At 66.3% G+C, this 1,239-nt stretch carries 1 protein-coding gene and 1 pseudogene; both read left to right on the top strand.

What is annotated here, in order from left to right; all coding sequences use genetic code 11:
• Positions 1-483, top strand: a 483-nt coding sequence (locus RHODMAR_RS22235; RefSeq protein WP_008719128.1) for a CoA transferase, incomplete at its 5' end; no start/stop codon positions are given.
• A pseudogene (locus tag RHODMAR_RS22230) lies at positions 484-1,239 on the top strand (hydroxymethylglutaryl-CoA lyase); the annotation flags it as partial.

The following is a 1,239-nucleotide window of genomic DNA, read 5'->3' as shown; positions in this document are numbered from 1 at the left end:
TCGAACGCGTACCCGTGCAACGACGGGCACTCGATCATCATCGCCGGCAACGGCGACGCGATCTTCCAGCGCTACATGGAGACCATCGATCGACCCGATCTGGCAGCCGACCCGGACCTGGCGTCCAACGCGGGCCGGTGGCGTCGGCGCGAGGAGTTGGATGCCGCGATCTCGGCCTGGACCGGACTGCATTCGCGGGATCGGGCATTGAAGCTTCTGGACGAAGCGGGGGTGCCGTCGGGACCGATCTACACCGCAGCCGACATCGTGGCCGACGAGCAGTACGCCGCCCGCAACATGATTCAGCACTTCCCGGTCGACACGGGAGGCGACGAGCCCGCCGACGTCGGATTCGTCGGCGTCGTCCCGGTGATCGGTGACGCGTCGGTACCGATTCGTTCGGTCGGACCGGATCTGGGCGAACACACCAGAGAAGTGCTCTCGACCCTGCTCGGCCGCACCGACGAGGAGATGAGTCTCTAGATGTATCGATTCGAGCCGGCTGCCGAGCTTCGCGACGTCACCATGCGCGACGGTCTGCAGCTCACCGGCAAGCTACTCGGCACCGAACGCAAGCTCGAGATCATCAGGGCCCTCATCGAACTCGGCGTACCCGCACTCGAGATCGGATCTATGGCGCGGGGCGACAAGGTGCCGCCGATGGCCAACACCCTCGAGGTGATCGCCGAACTCACAACCGACGAACTCGCGCGGTGCTGGGTATGGGTCGCCACTCCACGACACATCGAGAAGGCCGCTGCCGCCGGGGCTCGCAACTTTCAGTACTGCTTCTCCGCGTCGGACTCGCACAACCAGGCCAACATCGGCCGCACCACCGAGGTGTCGCTGGCGGCCATGCCCGACGCCGTCGACATCACCCGATCGGTCGGTGGTGCGATCGAGCTGTGCATCGCGACGTCCTTCACCTGCCCGTTCGAGGGCCAGGTGCCGCCGGATCGGGTCATCGACATCGCCAACGACGAACGTGCAACCGGTGCAACCGATATCGTCATCTGCGACACTCTCGGGCAGGCAGTGCCGATGCAGGTGCGGTCGCTGATCGAGCGGGTGCGCGGTGAAACCCCCGATCGCAGAGTGGTGTTCCACGGTCACGACACCTGGGGCCTGGGCGTCGCGAACACCCTCGCCGCGATCTCGGCCGGAGCCACTATGGTCGACGGTTCGCTCGGCGGACTCGGCGGGGTGCCCCTTCGCGCCGGGAGCCAGTGGCAACACCTC

Origin of the sequence: Rhodococcus sp. AW25M09, assembly GCF_000333955.1 — a bacterium.
Classification (GTDB): domain Bacteria; phylum Actinomycetota; class Actinomycetes; order Mycobacteriales; family Mycobacteriaceae; genus Rhodococcoides.
Note: the sequence above shows the minus strand (reverse complement) of the source record. Positions and strands in the feature narration are given on the sequence as shown.